Source organism: Paenibacillus sp. 23TSA30-6, assembly GCF_014858585.1.
In the GTDB taxonomy this organism is placed as follows: Bacteria; Bacillota; Bacilli; order Paenibacillales; family Paenibacillaceae; genus Paenibacillus.
This window is the reverse complement of record NZ_SLTL01000019.1, coordinates 88,541-107,046: the sequence shown is the minus strand read 5'-3', so window position 1 is coordinate 107,046 and position 18,506 is coordinate 88,541. Positions and strand designations below refer to the sequence as shown.

At 41.7% G+C, this 18,506-nt stretch carries 17 protein-coding genes and 2 pseudogenes; 11 read left to right on the top strand and 8 right to left on the bottom strand.

What is annotated here, in order from left to right:
• Nucleotides 1-341: 341 nt before the first annotated feature.
• The 4 genes and pseudogenes from E0698_RS17645 to E0698_RS17635 form a co-directional block, all read right to left on the bottom strand.
• Entirely contained in the window at nucleotides 342-1,055 is a 714-nt protein-coding gene (locus E0698_RS17645; RefSeq protein ID WP_149096257.1) for an endonuclease V, read from the bottom strand.
• Entirely contained in the window at nucleotides 1,024-1,494 is a 471-nt protein-coding gene (locus tag E0698_RS17640; protein WP_149096258.1) for a toxin-antitoxin system YwqK family antitoxin, read from the bottom strand. Before E0698_RS17640 ends, E0698_RS17645 begins: the two co-directional genes overlap by 32 nt.
• 23 nt (nucleotides 1,495-1,517) lie before the next feature.
• Nucleotides 1,518-1,919 carry a YwqJ-related putative deaminase gene (locus E0698_RS27020; RefSeq protein WP_238354052.1) on the bottom strand — a complete coding sequence of 134 codons (402 nt, stop codon included), beginning with the start codon at nucleotides 1,917-1,919 and terminating at the stop codon, nucleotides 1,518-1,520.
• A 624-nt stretch (nucleotides 1,920-2,543) separates the two neighbouring features.
• Nucleotides 2,544-4,085, bottom strand: a pseudogene (locus E0698_RS17635) (hypothetical protein); the annotation flags it as partial.
• 35 nt (nucleotides 4,086-4,120) lie between these two features.
• Here E0698_RS17635 and E0698_RS17630 point away from each other — a divergent pair.
• The 3 genes and pseudogenes from E0698_RS17630 to E0698_RS17620 form a co-directional block, all read left to right on the top strand.
• The gene (locus tag E0698_RS17630) at nucleotides 4,121-5,083 is read left to right on the top strand and encodes a helix-turn-helix transcriptional regulator (protein ID WP_192512391.1); all 963 of its coding nucleotides are present in this window, start codon (nucleotides 4,121-4,123) and stop codon (nucleotides 5,081-5,083) included.
• Between the two features lie 113 nt (nucleotides 5,084-5,196).
• The gene (locus tag E0698_RS17625; RefSeq protein WP_192512390.1) at nucleotides 5,197-5,823 is read left to right on the top strand and encodes a type 1 glutamine amidotransferase family protein; all 627 of its coding nucleotides are present in this window, start codon (nucleotides 5,197-5,199) and stop codon (nucleotides 5,821-5,823) included.
• Between the two features lie 45 nt (nucleotides 5,824-5,868).
• Nucleotides 5,869-6,080 (top strand): annotated as a pseudogene (locus tag E0698_RS17620) (VOC family protein); the annotation flags it as partial.
• 616 nt (nucleotides 6,081-6,696) lie between these two features.
• On the opposite strand, the gene E0698_RS17615 reads toward E0698_RS17620, so the two are convergent.
• Nucleotides 6,697-7,209, bottom strand: coding sequence for a DinB family protein (locus E0698_RS17615; protein WP_192512389.1), 513 nt, complete (start codon nucleotides 7,207-7,209; stop codon nucleotides 6,697-6,699).
• Between the two features lie 350 nt (nucleotides 7,210-7,559).
• On the opposite strand from E0698_RS17615, the gene E0698_RS17610 reads away from it, so the two are divergent.
• Together E0698_RS17610 and E0698_RS17605 are read left to right on the top strand one after the other, a co-directional pair.
• A complete protein-coding gene (locus E0698_RS17610; protein ID WP_025683802.1) occupies nucleotides 7,560-8,003 on the top strand; it encodes a HEAT repeat domain-containing protein in 444 nt (147 codons plus the stop codon).
• Between the two features lie 228 nt (nucleotides 8,004-8,231).
• Complete coding sequence (locus E0698_RS17605) at nucleotides 8,232-8,429, top strand: helix-turn-helix domain-containing protein (protein WP_337916337.1); 198 nt, start codon at nucleotides 8,232-8,234, stop codon at nucleotides 8,427-8,429.
• A 259-nt stretch (nucleotides 8,430-8,688) separates the two neighbouring features.
• Here E0698_RS17605 and E0698_RS17600 read toward each other — a convergent pair whose 3' ends face one another.
• Entirely contained in the window at nucleotides 8,689-8,922 is a 234-nt protein-coding gene (locus E0698_RS17600) for a hypothetical protein (RefSeq protein ID WP_192512388.1), read from the bottom strand.
• A gap of 20 nt (nucleotides 8,923-8,942) precedes the next feature.
• On the opposite strand from E0698_RS17600, the gene E0698_RS17595 reads away from it, so the two are divergent.
• Entirely contained in the window at nucleotides 8,943-10,322 is a 1,380-nt protein-coding gene (locus E0698_RS17595; RefSeq protein ID WP_192512387.1) for an amino acid permease, read from the top strand.
• Between the two features lie 115 nt (nucleotides 10,323-10,437).
• On the opposite strand, the gene E0698_RS17590 is transcribed toward E0698_RS17595, so the two are convergent.
• On the bottom strand, nucleotides 10,438-11,175 hold the full coding sequence (locus E0698_RS17590; protein WP_192512386.1) for a GNAT family N-acetyltransferase: 738 nt from the start codon (nucleotides 11,173-11,175) through the stop codon (nucleotides 10,438-10,440).
• A 216-nt stretch (nucleotides 11,176-11,391) separates the two neighbouring features.
• On the opposite strand from E0698_RS17590, the gene E0698_RS17585 reads away from it, so the two are divergent.
• Together E0698_RS17585 and E0698_RS17580 are read left to right on the top strand one after the other, a co-directional pair.
• Nucleotides 11,392-12,090: a hypothetical protein gene (locus tag E0698_RS17585; protein WP_134911075.1), complete on the top strand. Its 699-nt coding sequence runs from the start codon at nucleotides 11,392-11,394 to the stop codon at nucleotides 12,088-12,090.
• A gap of 458 nt (nucleotides 12,091-12,548) precedes the next feature.
• A complete protein-coding gene (locus E0698_RS17580) occupies nucleotides 12,549-15,452 on the top strand; it encodes an S-layer homology domain-containing protein (RefSeq protein WP_192512385.1) in 2,904 nt (967 codons plus the stop codon).
• A 72-nt stretch (nucleotides 15,453-15,524) separates the two neighbouring features.
• On the opposite strand, the gene E0698_RS17575 is transcribed toward E0698_RS17580, so the two are convergent.
• A complete protein-coding gene (locus E0698_RS17575) occupies nucleotides 15,525-16,199 on the bottom strand; it encodes an NAD(P)H-dependent oxidoreductase (protein WP_192512384.1) in 675 nt (224 codons plus the stop codon).
• A gap of 144 nt (nucleotides 16,200-16,343) precedes the next feature.
• On the opposite strand from E0698_RS17575, the gene E0698_RS17570 reads away from it, so the two are divergent.
• The 3 genes from E0698_RS17570 to E0698_RS17560 all read left to right on the top strand — a co-directional run bounded on the left by E0698_RS17570 (nucleotide 16,344) and on the right by E0698_RS17560 (nucleotide 18,471).
• Nucleotides 16,344-16,736, top strand: a complete 393-nt coding sequence (locus tag E0698_RS17570; RefSeq protein ID WP_134911072.1) for a winged helix-turn-helix transcriptional regulator — start codon at nucleotides 16,344-16,346, stop codon at nucleotides 16,734-16,736.
• Between the two features lie 313 nt (nucleotides 16,737-17,049).
• A complete protein-coding gene (locus E0698_RS17565; RefSeq protein WP_192512383.1) occupies nucleotides 17,050-18,072 on the top strand; it encodes an ABC transporter substrate-binding protein in 1,023 nt (340 codons plus the stop codon).
• Nucleotides 18,073-18,225: 153 nt separating this feature from the next.
• A complete protein-coding gene (locus E0698_RS17560; protein WP_192512382.1) occupies nucleotides 18,226-18,471 on the top strand; it encodes a hypothetical protein in 246 nt (81 codons plus the stop codon).
• Nucleotides 18,472-18,506 lie beyond the last annotated feature (35 nt).

The window sequence follows — 18,506 nt, the reverse complement described above, 5'->3', positions numbered from 1 at the left end:
AATCAGTATGAACGGTTGTACCGAAAACCCGCTTGAAATTCTCGACTTTGGGTGTCCATTCTATTGACAGTAGTCCATAATTTCAAAAACGAAGTCTCGATGAGCAAGAGAGAGTTAGTGTCCAAACTTAGGGGGTTAATCCGGTTTTTGTTCTATAAAATTGGGATTATTATGGTTATCTCACTGCTGATTTTGAGCATACAAAAAGCTTATTCCTACTCATTGAATCAAGTTGAAATAAGCTTTTGAAAATCTATCAAGTTGTTAGTGCTTGATTTGTTGGTTGTATTGCTCAATTTTATTATTGAGTAGCAAGAGGTTGCACAAAATATTTTAAAGACCTATTTTTCATATTTCATGAAATGTTTTCTCATTTTTTTAGTCTCTAAATCAGCTTGTCTTACGGGTATAGGTAATCTACTTTCGTTATTAATTAATGCTAATGTAATATCAGTGACAGTGTCTATATCGATCCAATTACCACAAGAGATAAATATGGGTTTGACATGTTTGTGTGTTCTCAGTACTCGTCCATATATTGTGCCGTTTATCACAATATCCGTGAATGCCCCTTCTTTATCACTAGGCATAACAAAATCAACTGCCCCAATTTTTAAGTAGCTTTTTGCAATACCTATGGTTGGCTTATTTAAATGGAAAGAGGCATGTGTTGCAATTCCCATATTTCTAGGGTGCAAGTAACCATTTCCATCAAACATCACAATTTCAGGGTCAAAGGATAAAGTTTTGAACGTATTAATAATGAGAGGTAACTCTCTAAAAGATAAATATCCCGGTATATACGGGACTTTAATTTCATCTTTTAAAAACTTTGTCTCAATTATAGCTTTCGTCAAAAAATCCACGACGCATATGCAGCAAACTGCAATTGTCTTTTCATCTTCTTCCCAATATGCTAAATCAACCCCTGCAATCAACTGTATATTGTCTTGGCTAAAACTATTTTCTAATTTTATATTTTGAGATAAGTCATATTGAATTTTATCAAAGTTTTCTGTTATTTTATTCTCCATTTTCTTTAGCCCAAGCATCATATTTGTCAATCATACTTTTTTCGAATTCACTAGGCTCTAGTTTTTCGGTTATTAACTCCCCATTTATATCCCACTCTTTGTAAGTTAGCTTAAAACCATATTTACATTCTGCAATAGATTTTATTGCTCCATTCTCAAACCAAGAAGTGGATTTTCCCAATAACACACCCTTATTCATATTTTGAAAACTTTCTAACTTACCATTATTGTAAAATTTTACGTATTCTCCCTCTGAAATCCCATTTTCATAATATGAGTAGTAGGCTAAATTTCCATTTTTATATCTCTCAAATACAAGACCCGATATTGGCTTTCCGCCATCTTCTATGGGTTTATCAAAAACTTCTTGTCCGTTTTTTCCTGAAAAACAAACATCTTCAGTAAATTCAATGCCTTCCTGCAATACTTCTTCCATCGATAAAATGTTTAATAACTCCATTATTTTATTGCCCCTTTGTTCCTTCACTTTTTATTACTGTCGGATATAATATTAAATCCTTTTAGAATATAATTACAATGCGGACATGTCGGGAACGGTACATTAGTTACAGGCTTTGTTGCACTTCCGGGTTTTATAACATATATTATTAGATTGTCAATACTAGCATTTGGATTAGCTAACAAAGCCTTGTTCGCAGCATATACTTCTGCATGGGATCCAGCACCATGTGTAAACTGACTATATGATTCATAAACATCCTTAGGCATATTTTTAATTCTCGCTTCAATAATTGGATGTAACTCTTTTGGCACAAACCCATCTACATCATTAATTGCTGTATAAAACTTACCGGTGGTATTATCGTAGGCACCGGCTACGGCTGGACCTAATTGCTTATTTGTAAGTCCACTGTCTTTTAGCATTTGAGCTTCATCTATAACATGTTTTTGGAGATTTGAAATTTCTTCCGATGTAAAATTAGCTTTAGCTTGAGTAGGTTTTTGCGTCCCCTCTAACGCCTGTCGTTTCTTAATAGCATCAAGAGTAAGCTTTTCTTTTTTTACATATTCCCCAAACTTGGATGCTTCCCTTGCAGCCTTGCTCTGAGCGATATTTTGTAATACTCGCTGTTTTATTTGCTCAGACGGATTTACTTTACTTATTCCTGTTCCCGGAGTTTTAACGGTAGACTTTGGAACTTTAATTGATTTAGAAGGTATCTTTATATTCCTGCCAAATTTAGCACCGTATAAACTTCCAACCATCTGAAATTCAGAAAATACACTACTAATAATAATCGCATTTGCCTGCCATTTTGGTATTTCTTCTCCTGTCCAATAGTTCTTTCCTTCTCTTGCTGCTTTAATTTGTTCTACGAAAATATCCACATTTTCTGGTTCGTGATGTAATTTGATTTCTCCATTTTTGATAGCTTCGTTATAGGCAAGAGAAGCTTGTGCAGCTTTCTGATCGGTAACTCCATTTTTACTGAGGACCCACATAGTACCCATAAATTTTTTATCATACTCATCAAAATTATAGGATACTTTTGCTTTTTCAGCTGCCATGTAGCTATCGTGCTTGGCCCTCCAACGTTGTCTCAGATCTACAGGAATCTGCTGATACGCATGTACCATAGCATTTGACTCTTTCAGCAGGTTTTGAACCAGTTCCAGTGGGCCACCGGAATGCGCTATATGACGCGCACTTGTATATGCTTTTCCTAAAATCCACTTGCTATAATAGGCTTGTCTCGCTTGCTCATGCTCGTATTGACTAATCAGTCCTTGAAGGGCTAAACCAGCCAAGTATTTTAACGGATGAACTCCGCTCCCCTTGCTGTTTCCTCCAGTCGTAGGTGTTCCTTTGCTCCGAACTGGGATCGATGCAGTTGCTTGCAAAACAGTTGCTGCTACTTTACCTGCGGGTCCACCAACTGTATTTAACATTACACTAGCCACTTTCCCCATCACCGGAATGGAACCTAATAGCTTGGATACTGTCCCCATCAAAGCATTAGCCTTCTGAAGCTCTGCTGGACTGGTGACTTTTGCTTTAGGGGGAGAGGCTTGGCTGCTAGATGAATCCTTGGCTGCTGACTGAGCTGCTTCATACGCTTTGATGCTCATCAATGGCGGCTCAGGCACAGGAGAGAGGTCGGCTACGAAAACAGGTGCCTTCACCGTACCTTCCTGATAAATCACTGGAGCTTTGGTATCCGTCTCACCATCCAGTACCATACTGCTGGCTCCGCCTTTTAGATACAGCGCCGTTCCAGCCTTGAGCGAAAGTTCCTCACCTGCATCGAGCTTCACGTGACCACCCTGAACCTGTACATCCCCCGGACTGTTGATGGTGATGCCCGTATCCTCGTGCAGTGTAATAGAAAATCCATCCGAGGTGGACAGGGTCAATTCTTGCTCAGACATTTCTACGCCGCTACCTTGCACATGCTGCCATACCTTCACATTCGGCTGTCCATTTGCGTGACGTTGTTGTCGGAGCGAATCCGTCACATAGGCATCCTGTTCGCGATTTGTAGGCAAATACAGTTCCACTTGTTCCCCGATTTCAGGCATATCGTACCAGCCAGTATGTTCTTCCGCAACATAACGGGCGGCTACGGGAAACCAGCAGGCTTTGACAGGATCTTGCTTCGGATCGATGTCGAGTTGAAGCTGGACGAAATCCTGCTGTACCTTCAGCACCGTTCCTGTCAGCGAAATCCCGGTGGCCTGATCGTTTTCATACCGGGCATAGCGAATATTCTGTTCCGCTTGGAGATCGTAACGGGTACGCAGTAAGCCATCCTCTAACCGTGTCACTGCCCGAACGACGACCAACTCTTTGCCTTGTCCAATGGATAACGTGATAAGGTCACCTAGAGCGTAGTATTGCAGACTTTCAATCATATAGGTGACATACGAGTCAGCACGTTGTTCTCCGGGCTTTTCCGCATCCAGCTCATGGAACGTTTTCCGTACCCGATAAAATACATCTCGTTCCACTTTATGCTGCTTGCCTTCTGGCATCCCGAAGAAAACTTTGGGTGAGGCTGCGGTCACTTCTGGCACAAAGATATTTATAAAATATTGAGGTTTAATGAAAGATGAGGGTTCATGTTATGCCAAAAAACGATAATATGCTGGAAATTCTATGGATGCTGAATTCGGGCGTAAAAATGACTGCAAAACAAATATCCGAAAAGTTAGAAATAAATATAAGGACAGTTTATCGGTATATTGATGCACTATGTGCCAGTGGAGTGCCTATAATATCCGACACAGGTCATAATGGCGGGTATAGCTTGCTGAATAACTTTATCAGAGCACCTCTGCTATTTGATATTGAGGAAAAAAAGGCGCTCCTTCATGCTGCTGTTTTTGCAAAAGAAGCTGGATACCCTTTGAGTGAGGCATTAGGCAATGCGACATCAAAATTGAAAATGTATTCGAATCAGGAGCAGGAAAGTATACTTAGCCGTCATTTAGCCGGATTTGAAGTTATTAACCGCATGGGAGACCCTTCTCTTCAGCCGGTATTGGCAGAATTGGAGCAGGCTGTAGCAAACGAATTTTCTGTAGAAATGGATTATCGCTCAAGCCATGAAGAACAACCCAAGAATAGGGTGATAGATCCCTATGGAATGGTCTACTGGAACAATAAATGGTATACTGTTGCATTTTGCCACCTAAGAAATGAGATCCGTAGCTTTCGGGCAGATCGGATTTTACAGACCAAGCGTACTCAAATCATATTTAAGCGTCCCGAGGCTTTTTCGGCTCGTGAATTTTTTATGCAAAATCTGTTACCTGATTTAGTGGGCAAGGACGGTTTAATTTCTTTAATTATCGAAGGCAGGACAGAGGCATTGGATGACTTATGCCTGCATTGGTTTTTGGGGCATCATCTGAAAGAGCGGACATCCAATCAAGCAATCTTTTTACTTGAGGAAAAATCAATTCATATATATGTCCCTTATTTTCTCCTATCCTACGGGAAATCCATTCAAGTCATCGAACCACAGAGTTTGAAGGAAAAACTTGTTGCTGTTGCGTCGGAGTTAATGGAATATTATCAACTTTAATAGCTTCACTGACAGCAGATGTCAGTGAAGCTATTTTATAATGATGATAATCATTGATTACCGATGGATGGTTGGTATCACTTGATGAATTGTAAAATAAGGAGAACTTGCAAATGAATAATACGGTATATCTTTATGTGTTTGACACAATGGCAGACTGGGAGATAGGTTACTTAACTGCCGAATTGAACTCGGGAAGATATTATAAAAAGGGGCTGTCCCCATCAAAAATAGTTACCGTGGGAATTGAAAAGATTCCTGTAACTACAATGGGCGGATTGAAAATACTGCCTGACATCAAGCTAGATGAGTGCAGCCTTGAAAGCACGGATGCATTGATTTTACCCGGTGGAGATACATGGACAGAAACAATTCACCAACCCATCTTAAAAATCGTTGAGAGGTGTTTAAAGGAAGGTATATTGGTTGCAGCGATTTGTGGTGCCACAATGGGACTTGCCCAGACAGGATTGCTGAATTCACGTGGGCATACAAGCAATGATCTGGAATACCTTAAAATGATCTGTCCCACTTACACGGGCGAAAAGTATTACAAAATGGAGTCTGTTGTAACGGATGGAAAACTGATCACTGCATCTGGAACAGCTCCGTTGGAATTTTCCGTACACGTCTTGAAAGCTTTGGGTGTATTTTCTTCAAAAACATTAGATGCCTGGTACAGTCTTAATAAGACTCGGGATTCCAAATATTTCTATGAGTTGATGAATTCAATCCAATGAAGATATAAGCATAAAATTGATATGTTATGATCATTTAAAGGAGGAGTAACAATGACTGAAACAGTGAAGAATCCTTCTGAGGCAATAGAGTTCTATAAAACTGTTTTCAATGCAAGGGCTAAGGATATTACTGAATATCCTGATGAAATGGCAATAAAATAATTGTTCATGTGGAATTAGATTTTGGAAATGGTTTTTTGCAGCTGGGAGCAGCGAATCCGGCATATAAATTGGCCTTGCCGCCAGATGAGGACAATTGGATCCTTTTGGAGGCCAAAAGCTTTAGTAGAGAATAAATGCAATAACTTTTTTTTGATAATAAGTGTTAAAAGTGACTATCTGCTTAAATGACGTAATAGAAATGCTGGTGCCAAATAGTTGGCGAAAATAGAAACTTCAAAATTTTAGGATTGAAAAAGCAACCCTTCGAAAAATACCGTGTCGTCAAGGGACTACCAGCTTCATACGGCATCATGATCACCGCCACAAGGCATGTGGAGAGCATCGCTCGCTTGGTATAAGAGTGTAGCCGATCCAGTAGAGGGGTTCGTTGGGGACGAAATTCAATCTCAATATGTTATTGTCCTTACATTTAAACAATTCCCTTGTTGCCTCGCCGGGTCTAGAATAGCCGGAATCAAAGCCACATCGTCCACGTACTGCTTGTTCTTTGGTATGAGAATTCATGATGTATTGCATTAACGCTGTTCTGAATTTGCGAAAGAATGGACTCAAACTTTTCCATTACAGATTGATCTGCTGAACGTAGAGCAATAAAAGTCAAGTGAAAAATGGGGGTATGAGTATTTTGTAGTTTCGAATGGCGGTTTTTCCATACTCGAAGGCCAGTCAAATTACGCACGGAAATATACGCTAAACCCTTGTTTTTAAATATAAGAAAAGTCCATAATCTGTTGACACAGAAGCGTAACCCATTTGTCGTAACATGGCTGAGATATTACCACGGTGATATGTTCCATGATTCACAATGTGAGGGACAATTTCGGATACCCTTGTTTTCATGAGGTCGGCAGAAGGATTCTCAATGACAAGAGGCTTGTCTATATTTCCTTTTTGGTTCAGGAACGATTTGAATCGCTCGGATAACTCCAAAAACATGATCTCCATTTCCTCTAATCCTTTTGACTCTGTTTGTTCTTTTAGTTGTTCAGCTAACGTCAATGCATGGTTCATACTTTTACCAGAAAAAACTTCTATCCACCCCAGATCGGAAAGATAAACATGGGCCAATACATTCGATAACGATGAAAACACACTTTGAACTTCTTGACGATAAGCATCCTTGGGCAGCTCTTTTAATCGCTTGAAAATTTGTTCATTTGCCCATGCGTTAAAATCATAAAACTGTAATGAAAAATCTGTCATATGAATCTCCTCTTTTCATGTGGAATATATTTTCCAACCCATTCATTGTATACGAACATAAGTTTTTATTAAAGCTAGTACTACTCTAACTAAAAGCAAGAGAGCCGGAGCATCAAAAGCTCAATTTAACTTTCCATGTAAGTTCGTAAATAAAGAAGATGGTTCGAGATATGAAGAAGACCTGCAAGTATGTTATATTTAACAAACGGCAATCATGATGAACAGCAAATGTAGTGATTTTTTTAGTAAAGCCACAGGGTCGAAGAACAGGTGAACAAAGTGTTCTAATGGTGGAACCGCTACAGGATCGAATATAGATTGACTCAGTTATAGAAAAGGATGAGATTATTTTGGAAAACAACGAAACTCAGCAGGAATTTGCAGAAGTATATGAGCAGCTTAAAGTAGCTGTAAACCGAACCTCCGATTGGAAAGCGCGTCTAGCTGCGGTAAATGATCTGGGTGCATGGAAGAACCAGCAGACGATTGACGTGCTGACACACCGATTGAATAATGATACGGTATACGCCGTTCAGGAAGCCGCTTACCGCAAGCTTCAGGAATGGGGCGAGAATGTACAGCCGCCTGTGCGCAAAGAGGGTGAGCTTGTTAAGGGCCTGACGAAGATCCTGGTACGGATTAAAAAAAGCCTGCCAGCCGACCATACCTATAACGATTTTCGCGAGAAGCTGCACAAGATGAGAGTCGACATCTACGACGTCTATGAAGGTGACAAGGGTGCTGAGTTTGATCAGTGGCTGGAGCAAAAATGGGCTTCGTTATCCACAAGATAATGTCAGGACCGTTACAGTTTAAGACAAGACCTTAACAAAGACAAGATCTTAACAGGGATAAGGAGTTATCTTTGCTAAGGTCTTTTTTTGGTGGTTATGGTGCAAATAAAATATAACTGATGACCTGTTCGACAAGCTACTGAGCAAGAATATTCAGCGTATGATTACTCGCATATATGAAACTTCTTTACATCTGACGAATGCCTGCGGAGGCTGGGAAACGAACAGTTGATATTGGAGTTAATAATGTCAATGTATGCTTTGGCGAAAAAATCAGGGATACGTCCCAATACGATAAGTCAGTGGGTGTCTGACGGTGGGGCTGACGTTAAATCCATTACATTGGATACACTTGACCGTATTTGTGCTGCGCTGGATTGCCAGCCTGGAGAATTGCTCAAGTATGTGAAAGATACAAACCAATAAAATTTCTTTTCTATAACGTTAAAGGAATACTTTTTGAGCAAGCTATGAAATACATATCAGGAATGCAAAGAAAGCAACTAAGAATTATTTGTAGATAAATTGTAGGAAAATGATCATTTTTGATGGGGCAATAGTGAAGTTTGTCGTTGATAAACACGTTTCCGTGAAATATATTAGCTCTAAGCGTGGTCATAGTGAATAAGCTGTCGCAACGACAAATTTGGTCCTCTATTTTTTACCATTATTCTTTAACCATTGGTTAATTAACAAGTGTTGATTTTCCGTTTTTTTTGTCATACAATTCTTTCATTGCTACAGGGTCGGACTCAGGAACAGCAAGGCTTGATTCATATTTGGACGTGATTTCCTTGTACGCACTCGGATAATGAAGTAGCTCTGTATTGGCAAAATCAGCATCACGGCAGACCGATATCTCGATATCCTTTTTGGGATAGGGACTGTTTTCCATATCTTTCAGTTTGATGATGAACATATACGAAGGGGAGCGTTTTTTTGGAATCGAAACAATTAACGAGAGGGCTAAAGCCACGGCATGTTGAGCTCATTGCGCTTGGAGGCACCATTGGCGTTGGCTTGTTTATGGGGTCAGCAAGTACGATAAAATGGGCGGGGCCTTCTGTGCTGTTGGCCTATCTCTTAGCCGGGATTATTATGTTTTTTGTCATGCGGATGATGGGAGAAATGCTGATTCTCGAACCGGTGACAGGTTCATTCGCTACTTTTGCACATAAATATATTAGCCCTTTGGCCGGTTTTTTGACCGCTTGGAGCTATTGGTTTTTATGGGTTACTGTAGGGATGGCGGAGGTTACTGCCATTGGGGTGTACGTGGGCTATTGGTTCCCTGACATTCCGCAATGGCTACCAGCCTTGGCAGGTGTCATCATTATTGCGTTAGCCAATTTGGCGGCTGTGAAATTTTATGGAGAATTCGAATTTTGGTTTGCCATGATTAAGATTGTCGCCATTATCTTTATGCTGATTATTGGCACGGGTATGATCTTCTTTGGCCTGGGGAACGGCGGGCAACCGATTGGTCTCTCCAATCTGTACAGCCATGGCGGTTTTTTTGCAGGTGGTTTAAAAGGTTTTCTATTTGCGCTCTGTATTGTAACGGCCGCTTATCAAGGTATAGAGATGGTGGGCATTACGGCGGGTGAAGCAGAAAATCCGAAAATGACGCTGCGAAAGGCCATTAAGAATATTATCTGGCGTATTCTGATTTTTTACGTGGGTGCGATCTTTGTTATTGTTACAATCTATCCATGGAATCAAATTGGCGAGATCGGCAGTCCTTTCGTTCTGACCTTTGCCAAAGTAGGGATTGTTGCCGCTGCGGGCATCATTAATTTCGTTGTTCTCACAGCCGCGATGTCAGGCTGCAACAGCGGGATTTACAGTGCGGGAAGAATGTTATATACATTGTCTAAAAACGGACAAGCCCCCAAGTTCTTTGGGAAAGTTTCCGAAAGCGGGGTTCCCAGAAATAGTATTATTGCGACCATTTCCTTGCTGCTAGTGGGAGTGCTGTTTAATTACTTAATCCCTGATTCCAAGCTGTTCCTGTATATTTATAGCGCCAGTGTTCTTCCAGGCATGGTACCGTGGTTTGCAATGGCGATCAGCCAATTTAAATTCAGAAAAAAGTGGAAGAATGAAATGGAAGATCATCCCTTCAAGTCTCGTTTTTTCCCGATCAGCAACTACATCACCATTATCTTCTTGTCCCTGGTGATCGTTGGAATGTGGTTCAATCCAGACACGCGCACGTCATTGATTGTCGGAGCATCATTCATGGTGATCGTCATTGTCGGCTATTTTGTCTTTGGCATAGGAAAGCGGCAGAGAATTGAAGAATTAGATAAGAAATAGACGGCTGCTAAAATGCAGAGATCATGACCGAGCGAGATTCAGGTTACGTACTGAGTTCGCTCGGTTTTTCTTTTGCCAAGGTAAAAGCAGCTTACTTCGGAAACGGAAAAACGGCTCAAGCTTTAACCCTATACCAATACGTATAAACTTCCGAGTATCCTAGTTTGGCATAAAGCCGTTGTGCAGGTTTATTATCGGCTACAACGGCTAAATAGCTGTATCTGGCCCCGTGTTCTTGTCCCCATTGGAGCAAATGTAATATCATTTCTTCCCCGAAGCCCTGATTTCTGTAATTCAAATCGGTCACAATATCGTATAAACCTAGATACTCTCTTTCTATAATTCCAAGACCGCAAGCAATAACTTGATTGTTGTCATAAAGCGAGATAAACCCTTTCTTCGTTATGATATTAGATAACATGCGTTCCATGATGCCCTTATGATGATCTTTCACATGATTGAGTCTGCAAAAATGCGCTAACCATTCTTCATTCATATGTTCATCTATTTTCACCGAATTTAGTTGGGGGCTGCTTAGGTTATCCAGCTTCAAGGTTTGAACACTTGTTGGGTCAATGAGGGAATAGCCCTTTTCCTCTAAAATGCGATCTAAATGCTCGGGATGGATAAAGGGAGTGATTTTATAGGTTGCGGGCAAGTTACGATCTGAAAATAAGTTCTCACACTCTCCAATTTTATGATCGAGGTCAAAGGTTGAATAATGAATCGGGTTAATCGAGTTGGCACGTTTGGTATAACCATCTGCAAAGCGCAAAATCCATCCATCGTAAAGCAAAGTGGACAGGGGCTGCCAGTTGTTCAAGGATAGCTCTTCAATCATTTTAAGGTTCATAGGTATCCTCCATATAAATGAATAATAATACATACTAATGAATAATAAACCAAAGAGAAATAGAAAGAAAGTACTAATTTTGTTTAGGTCTAGCCAATTTACAAAGGACATAAATTATCTATAGTTTCTTCTAAATTTTAACTGTTAATAGAATTTTAGAGAAGCTATAATTTTATTAAATAATTGGAGTGCAAATGGAGAGGGGTTAAGGGGAAGATGTTGAAAAAATGGTCATTGCTCTTGATGTTAGCCTTGCTAGTAGTAGCATCATTGGGCTGGAACGGCGGGGTATCTTACGCAGCTACCACAGAATATACTTGGGACAAGTACAAGGGTACTGAGGTGAAGACATATAGATTGACTGCAGTACCTGGAAGAGTAGAATATATGGATCAGGAAAGGTTTTTTGCCGCTTTAAGCCAAACCCCAAATGTGTATGGAGATTTCAGCGGCTATAAAACGGGGAAAACAACTGGAGTTGTAACCGAAAGCATAACGGATGCGGTTTACAAATTTACAGTTACTGATTTTCTTCGCGATCAGGAGCCTGAGGTTGTAGAGTATATCAATCCCAGAGGTGGAATTCCTCATAGATGGAATGGAACTAGTGATATTCGAATTTTTATGAGAGGGTCAGAAGCTACTTCTTTGTCTGAGCTGTTTTATGAGGGGACGCCAAGTGAAGGACGCTTTCAATTTAATCCTGACGATATATATTTAGTTACATTCTGGTCCAGTACAGTAAGACCTATCAGTGGTATGTCTGCTGAAGCGCTAATAGAGGAAGGATCTCACACGTTTATAAATCGGGAGCTTGTAGGTCAAGTAACAAGCGAAGATCCTGCAGCTTATCCGCAAGATGGGATTTCAGAGGGTTACTATTATGTTTATCAAGGTGCTGCTACAAAAGAATAGCCCAGATGATATAGAATGGCTAATACGTGATCCAAATAACGAGCAAATAAGTAAGTGAGAGTGATCTGCAATAGTAGAGATAACATAGTGTATACCCATCTGGGATTATATACATTGTTATCTTTTTTATTTCTACGCTGGCAATGAGAACATACAGTGATGGAAGAAAAGGGATGAAAATTTGATTTCCAATGAAAACCATTTTAAATGATCGGGATATATGGCTTTGAAATAATGACGATTTAAAGGATAATTCAGCATACCTAAAGCGACTTTTTTTACAGTCTTTATTCAAACCTAGGGAGATTATTCCGATAATTCAAGTATATACAGTTTGGTGTCAATTGTTATGAAAATTCGTTTGAAAACAAAAGAGAAAATTTTCACAAATGAACAGGAGTACATGGGGAAGTGATCTGGTATTACATCATAAAGGAGGGGAAATGCTCTAGAATCTTATGAAATGTAAAAAGGAGTTACAACAAATTAGGCTGTACATGGCTGGTTTACTAGCTGTTTGGTTGTTCTGCGTACATACTGTACCTGTTTTTGCAGACAGGGCCTTTAACGATATTGAGCATTCCTACGCTGCTGATGCGATTGAAGCCATGGCTGCTCAAGGGGTTGTTACTGGTTATCACGATGGCAGCTTCCGGCCCATAGATTTTATTTCGCGGCAGGAGTGGGCGAGTATCTTTGCTAAAACCGTAAAACGAACGTCGAACACCAGAAGTGTTGTTCCTTTTACAGATGTGTCGCCGTGGGCTCTATCTTATGTGCAGACCCTGCAGGAAGAGAACATTACCAAAGGAATTAGTGATCAGTTATTCGGTGCAAAGCACAATATGACTCGTCAGGATATGGCAGTTTGGTATGCCAGGTATTTCGGCGTTTCTGAAGATACCCGCGCTTCCAGTATATCCAGTTTTGTGGATCAGTCTGATATATCAGACTATGCACAAACGAGCATATGGCTGATGGAACGGTTGGAACTGATGGAAGGGGATACAAATCACTATTTCCACCCCAAAGAGTCTGTGAGACGGCAAGATGCTACACTGGTTGCTTATCGGATATGGCTAGGCGGTGACGATCTGAGAGAACGTGCCAAGCGTTTGCTGGAGTCATTAGGAAGTGGAGCAGCAACGACAAATCAGCCGATCAGCCTACCAGAATCGAAGAAGGTAGTGGTAGACTTGGCGCCTGAAATTAGCCATCAGCGGGCGAATCCGGAAATCGAAGAGCCCAGAAGCCATAGTCCAAGGCCGGATCCACCGGACTCGCCGATAACACCAACAGAGCCGAAGCCGGAACCGCCAGTTAGACCATCAGATCCTAGTCCTAGACCACCAGTAATACCGCCAGTAACGCCGCCACCAGGACCGAAACCGAAACCACCGGTGATTCCACCGGATCATTCTTCGGATTTTGTAGTGGATGAGGTTGTAATCAAGGCGCCGGAGTTGGTAAATCAACCGGAAACGTATCCTGCATATCAGCTGTCCTTTCAGCTATACAATGAAGGACGCTTGGTAAGCATTCCCGATGTCAGCGTCACAAGTGTCACTTACACATTTAGTGATACATTAGGTGTTTTTGATGAACAAGGGAAAATCGCGCGTTCCGAAAATATTCCTGCTGCTGATGGTTACATTCCTGTAGAGATAGAAGTCACAATTGCCAAACCCCATCAGGTGCTTAAAGCACAGACCAAGCTGATCGTGAAAGGGAAGACTCCTCCAGTAGAGGACCCGAGTGTAATCAGGTCCGTATACTTGGCGACGTACACCATTTCACAGGCCACTACTCTAGACCCTGTAGCCTGGAGTATGCCCTATGTATTTCACAATGCAAAGGGAGAGGTCATACCGCCAGGTTTGTTGCCGTCAGACTTGAAGCTTCGGATAGAGGATTCTAGGGGGATATTTGACAAGGATGGGCATATTGCCAGTCTGCATCTGATTCCAGCAGTGAACTCTGTCATTCCATTCAAGATCGAGGTTGAATCACCATCTCAGGGAATTCACTTCATATCCGATGCCGAGTTAACTGTAGTACCGGGAGAGCGCAAAAAGCAATATTTTGCTGTCTCGATGATGCTACAGGGACAAGATGCGGGCAGTACGACCACGGTAGAGCAAATTGAGCAGGCTCGTCAATTGCTGATGGATCACTTTGGCCCCAACTTAAAAGTGACCTGGGCCATGGAAAATAGATTTGTTTTTGTAGAAACGAATCGCCCGCAGCTTAAAAAGGTTTTGGAATATGTGGATCAGTATGGTGATGAAGTTGGGATTTTGGACGGGTATCCGAATAATCTGTACGAACTCCCTGAATGGGAAGCACGGATGAACGAGTGGTTGTATATGTATCGTTATAATGCACTCAATGAGCTGCACCAATCCGGTTCGTTGGGATCACCTTCGGTGTTTGAAAGCATGGATACAGACCAATACCGGAAGTATCTGCCTAAATCACTGACCAGTTTTACGGTGAACCCTGAGCAGGCCCAATGGCTTAAAAATCATTTTAAGATCACTTCAGCGATGGGGTGGTCGGCTACACAGTATAATGTGAACAGCATGTATGGTGAAGGCTCACCTTTGATGCCTTACTGGTCCAATAAGGATAATCCGATTGTTCCAGCACAGGGGCTTACAAATAATAGCGGTATCGTGTTTATGAACTCGATTACGATTGATCCCATTGGATCACGCTATACAAAGGATTCCTCACGCTGGACTCTCCATCCAGGTGACCCATATGTGACTGAAACGGATGCGGCACCACAACTGTATATAGCACAGCAATATTTAGATAACCCGTATCAACGTTTAAATACGGTAAACTACATGTCTATTATTTTGGACATCAACTGGCTTGCCAAAAACCATAACATGTCTCAAATATGGGAGAACTTTGTGAACCACTTCCCTGCTGACCGTGAGGTCGAGATTGTGGGAGTGGATGGGCTGAAACAGATTTATGAATCGTTAGCTGGATCGAATAATGATCATACGGAATTTTCGCTCATGTTTAGGGGTTCCGGCATTAAGGCAGTTATGGACTCCAATAATTCACCGGCCAATCTGCGTTACTTGTGGACTGAAAATGCTTCACAGCGGATCATTTTATCCAAGGAGGATGGAGATATGGCATGGTCCATTATTGATTTTACCGACTATACCCGAAATCCGGTTCCAAAAACACCATTCAACCTGGATAGGAACACGGATGTAAGCTATGTCACCGGAAGAAACTTCAAGCTAAAGCCTACGGCTCCGTTAACAGCAGAGGAAATTCAGCGCGTTAAGGATCGTTTGAAGGAGATTTACTTCGCAGAAGAAGTGAACTATCAGTAAGAACAAGAACCGAAGAACCGAAGAACCGAGAGCATATCGCTTTCGGTTCTTTTTGGTCTTCTCGTCCTTTAGTTATACCCATTCAATAACTTGATCCGCAGGTCGCCGAGTTTTTCCACGCGGCTCATTCAGACGGTATCCAAAAGCCGCCATGCAGGAAATGCCGAAATGCTCGGCATCCATGATGCCTTCTTCGGAAAGAATTTGTTCAATTTTGTTTTTATTAAAACCTTCGATCGGACAGGAGTCAATTCCGATTTGAGCTGCCGCTGTCATCATATTGCCCAGTGCGATGTAGGTTTGTCGGCAACCCCACTCGAACATCGCTCTTTCATTTTCCTCCAGCCCAAAATCCGATTTCAGGAAGGCGTCATATACCTTTGCTTTGCCTTGAGCCACTTCAGCAGGCAATTGCTGTACGTTTTCCATTACACCCTTGATATAGTCGGATGAGGCCAACATGTCTTTAGGCAGTCTGGAGAGAATGAGTACAAAATGGCTCGCTGTAGGTAGCTGTTTTTTGGCTCCCCAAGAGTACGGGAGCAGCTTCTCACGCATGGCGTTACTTTGGACGACAACGAACCTCCAGGGTTCAAAGCCGAACGAGCTGGGGGATAAACGACCTGTTTCGAGAATAAAATCGAAGTCCGAATCGCTGATTTTCTTATGGCTGTCAAATTCTTTGGTAGCATGTCTGAACTCATATGCAGATAAGATTTGATTTTTAGTTGTTGTTACGGTGTCCATAGTTTACTCACTCCTTGTGAATTTTTATTGAATTTGACGCTTACCAAGTGGCATGCTTAATATTAGAATATACAGGACTGTTTTAGAAGTACGCACATTAATGTGCTGTAGTATACAAAATGATACCAAGGGGGAAAAATACCTATGCGAAATCGGAAAGGCGGCTTTGGAGAATGTCCCGATGGAAAGGATCAGGCCTGCCCGGTGGAGTACACACTGGATGTGATTGGAGGCAAATGGAAAGGGATACTCTTATATCATCTAATGTATGGAACCAAGCGGTTTAGTGAGTTTCGGCGAATCTGTCCGGGGATCACTCAGCGCATGCTGACGCTCCAGTTACGCGAGTTGGAAGAGGATGGTGTAGTTCACCGTGAAGTCTATCAGCAGGTTCCTCCCAAAGTCGAATATTCTCTAACCGAATTTGGAAGAACTCTGACTCCGATTATTAACTTAATGAAGGATTGGGGAGAAGAATATAAAACCAAGCATCGTTCATCAGAAAGCTGCATGGAGCCATCCAAGCCCAGCTTGTAGAGGATGTTCATCTTTCAATACAGGTACGCACAAAAGGCACTTACGATAGTATGCTAGAGCATATACCGTAGGGCCTTTTGCGGTTTATCTATAAGAGTATTTTGCATAAATCCAGTGAGAGACTGGAATCAAATGATTCATAAGGATGAACCACTCATCGGATGATTTGGTCAGGTATTCTCCAGTTCCCCTCTTTTTTGAAACTTCGATTTTAAGTTGACAGCAGGGAGGCTGCCTGATATATTTCTTACGATATTGATAATCATTATCATGCAATTGAAAAGATCATTTTTACAATACATAGGGGGCTAATATGTTGAAGAAAAAATCGTTTTTTATTTTGGCTGCTATGATGCTCGTATTGTCTGTATTCATTAGCGCTTGCGGCGGAAACAGCAATGGTAATCATTCCGCTTCATCTTCAGGAGATAAGCAAGAGCCAGCTTCCACTGGAGAGAAAAACGCTGATACGGCAGACGGTCAGATGCGAAGCTTTAAAACGGTCAAAGGGGAGATTCAAATTCCGGCCAAACCGCAGCGTATTGTGACGGACTTTTACGGCGGAGAATTACTGTCCGTAGGGGCTAATGTGGTGGGTGTGGAGCCGACGGCCTTTCAAAATCCTTTCATAACTGATTTGCTCAAGGAAAAGGGGACCAAAGAAGTGGGTGACCCGACCAATTTGGAGAAGACGCTGGAACTCAAACCCGATCTGATTGTGGTGATGAAGGATACAAACTATGAGGCTTTATCTAAGATCGCCCCGACCTTGTATATTCCGTATGGCACTACGACTAACATTTATGATACGGTCAAGCTGTTTGGTGATATTACCGGAGAAAAAGAGAAGGCCGCACAATTTATTGCCGCATTTGATAAAAAGGCTGCGGAAGGCCGCGCACGACTTAAAGGAGTTATTGACGAAAAGGCTACCTTTGGTTTGTATGAGCTAACGGACAAGAACGCCCTTTGGATATTTGGAGACAATGCAGGCCGGGGCGGACAAGCCGTATACAATGCACTTAAGCTGAACATGCCGAAGAAAACGGTAAACTCCAAGGAACAAACTGTACAGCTTTCGATGGAAGTATTGCCACAGTATGACGCAGACTATATGTTCCTGACAACCTATGACCCGGAGAAAAAGGGAGACGCGCTTAAGCAGCTGAAATCGTCCGCTGTGTGGGGGAACCTGCCTGCCGTGAAGAACAATAGAGTGTTCTTTAACGATTTTGATACGTACTATCGCTATGATCCGATCGCCATTAACGGACAGATTGATATGATCGTGGATATGCTGATTGAAAGAGAAACAGAGAATACAGCGAAAAAATAAGTATATGATCCACGTTCATTCGTAAGCACCTCACTACATGGGCAGTATCGCCGTGTGAGGTGCTTTTTCTGTGATTCTTACCCTTCATATTGGCAGTGTATAAGCAGCTGATAAGGAGATAATAGATGTCAGAATCAAGCGAAGGGAAAAAGTTTGACGAGTTTAAATTGCTACCCGCTTGCTGATTTGGCTAATGGCAGACTGGAGATGCTGTGGGCCTTCGGAATTGACGCCATGAATGACTTTACTCGCGAATATAAAACTGTGATGCCGGCGGTAGATTTCACAAACCTGCCTTATTGGGACTTTTACGCTGCATTACGCCCGGCTTCGTTACTTCGGCTTTTGAAAAAATATCCGCTCTATAAAGCCGCTTATCCTACAGTGGATAACCCATAAAAAAACCAGTCCAACACGAGTCGTGTTTGGACTGG